We start from the raw sequence: 2,831 nt of genomic DNA on the forward strand, positions 1-2,831 counted from the left end.
GAATATCTCTATGAATAAATAAAAAGTGAGGGATATATAATGCAACGTGTAAATACGATTGATATTAGTAATGTACTACAATTGGACAAAACTCTTTCGACTTTATTAAATAAAATGATTTCTTCAAAACTAGACCTTGAAAATTGGTTAAAAGAGCAGTCAAAAGTAATTTGGGACATCGAAGAACAATTAAGATCACATTACATCGCCTTTCAATGTAATACGGATGATGAAGAAATAAAGGATACTTTTGAACATGATCAACAATTTGTAAAGCCACTTTTAAAGCGGTACCAAAATTTATTGGATAATAAATATTTAGAGTCACCTTTTCGAATGGAATTAGATTCTAACGTATATGGTTTATTAGATACAAAAATAAAAAACGCTCAAAAGTTATTTTGTGAGGAAAATATTGAATTAGAAATAAAGGAAGACAAATTAATCACAGAGTACTTTGAAATCACTGGAGGATTAAGTGGAATTTGGGACGGAGAAGAAAAAACGATAACAGAATTACAATCCTATTTACAAGATTCGAATCGTGACACCCGTAAAAAGGCAAAAACCATTATTTCTGAAAAATTTTTATCTGTTGAAAAAGAACTCCAAAACATATTAAATCAATTAATTGAAATTCGCCATCAAAAAGCAAAAAATATTCAACTAGAGAATTATCGCGATTATATGTTCAAAAAATACGAGCGTTTTGATTATTCAGCGAAAGATTGCTATGAACTAGCTGAATCCATACGTAAGTATGTTGTGCCTCTTAAAGATAAAATATTGCTAGAGAAAAAAGATAAACTGCAAGTTGATACGCTTCGCCCGTGGGATGTATCAGCTGTAACTCCAGATCAAAAAGTACTTAAACCTATTGCAAATGAAAATGATTTAATTGAAAAGAGCACTCATATCTTTAATAAACTAGATGTTGAATTTTCAGCACTTTTAAACCGAATGTATAAACACAATTGTCTTGATTTAACAAGCCGCAAAGGAAAAGCAGCTGGTGGCTTTTGTGAGTACTTACCAGCTTCACAATTATCTTATATTTTTATGAACTTAAATTATACACAAGATGATATTGTCACTTTTATACATGAAATGGGTCATAGTATTCATAACGAACTCATAAAACCATTAAAATTACGACAGTATATAGAAATTCCAGCTGAAACAGCTGAGCTAGCCAGTATGACAATGGAGTTATTCTCGCTTAATTATTGGGATACCTTCTATACAGACAAAAAAGATTTAAAACAAGCAAAAATTAACTTCTTTAAAGATGTTATTTCATATTTACCTATTATGCTTATTGTCGATCAATTTCAACACTGGCTGTATGAAAATCCAAGTCATACTTCTGAAGAAAGAAATGAAAAATACTTACAACTTCAAAAACATTATCAGTCTAGCGTCATACATATTGATGGCTACGAAAACTGGATAGCAACGAGTTGGCTACCTGTACTCCATATTTTTGAAGTACCATTTTATTATATTGAATATGCGATCGCCCAACTTGGTGCATTACAAATGTATAAACAATATAAAGAGGATCCTAAGCAAGCGCTAGAAAATTATAAAAAGGCATTATCACTAGGAAGCTCGCAATCTATAAAAGAAGTGTATGATGCAGCCGGTATTCGTTTTGATTTTTCTGGTGAAACAATTAAAGAACTAATGCTATTTGTAGAAAAAGAATTAGAATTACTTGAGCAATTATAAGAAGAAAGCTGCACCTATATTTTTGGTGTAGCTTTCTTCTTTATTTTATTAATCAGCTCTATGTACTGAGTATCTCCATATCCGATTGTTGGAAAAAGATAAAACAACTTTATTAATAATTCACGAGTTGATAAATCTTTATTTTTAGAGATGAATTTCATTACTGCATTATCTTCTGTTAACATTTCTAAAAATAAGTCTATAGCCTGATACATTACAGGTGGTACCTTATGAGAGGTCTTTTTATGGTGTACTAATACTTCATTGTATATAGAAGAATAATTCCCCAATTCAAGTTCAATTTGATTTACTTTAAATTCATCCTCTCTAAAGCTATTTAAGTATACCTTCCCTTCATAAGCAGACTGTTCAAGGTGAGAAAGTATGGTAAGTAGGTTCATTTGGCAAAACATATCTTCACCAAACCATAGAACAATACATTTATACTTTTTCGTAAAAAGGTTTTCTAACGGATCTATAACCTTTTTTATATAACTTTCTACTGAACTGTTATGTCCTTTCGCTCTTGTTTTAATAAACTCTTCATTAAAAACTTGAGTAGTAGCCGAGTTCACACACATTGCCTCATTAAATGGTGCATAATCAGAATCACCCATTAGCTTTTCGTTTTTAAATTCTTCATACATAACTTGACCATTTAATATGTTAAGTACCTCTTTATCAAATAGCTCACTCTTCCTATCTCGTAACTGTTCAACCTCTATTTTTCTAGAAATATTCATTTTAAACACCCCTTCTTTATTTAAATTTAGTTTAACAAATGATTGAATAGGCATTTTGTTAAGTTGGTATTCTCTTGGATTCATTCCAAAAACATTTTTGAAAGCTCTACTATAAGCCTCTTGGGAAGAGTAATCGTAATCCAACGCTACCTCAATTATCTTCCTACCTTTCTTTAAATCTTCCGTAGATAAATACAACCTTCTAAGAAGAATATAACGTCTAATACTGAAACCCGTTACTTGATGAAATTTAAAAGAGCAATAATAAGGAGAATACCCCATGTAACGAGATAATTCATCTAATGAAAATCTCTTTTTTAAATTGCTCTCAATCCAATTAATCATCTGCTGTATATG

General features: G+C 30.5%; 2 protein-coding genes. One reads left to right on the forward strand and one right to left on the reverse strand.

Features of this window, described 5'->3' with window-relative positions:
* Positions 1–39: 39 nt before the first annotated feature.
* Entirely contained in the window at positions 40–1,731 is a 1,692-nt protein-coding gene (locus tag ACQGS6_RS25855; protein ID WP_025966165.1) for a M3 family oligoendopeptidase, read from the forward strand.
* Between the two features lie 14 nt (positions 1,732–1,745).
* Here the strand turns inward: ACQGS6_RS25855 and ACQGS6_RS25860 are convergent.
* Positions 1,746–2,831: helix-turn-helix domain-containing protein (locus ACQGS6_RS25860; protein ID WP_426965839.1), on the reverse strand; the 1,086-nt coding region annotated here is incomplete at its 5' end.

Source organism: Bacillus sp. GMs2/2 (assembly GCF_050172095.1).
Classification (GTDB): domain Bacteria; phylum Bacillota; class Bacilli; order Bacillales; family Bacillaceae_G; genus Bacillus_A; species Bacillus_A cereus.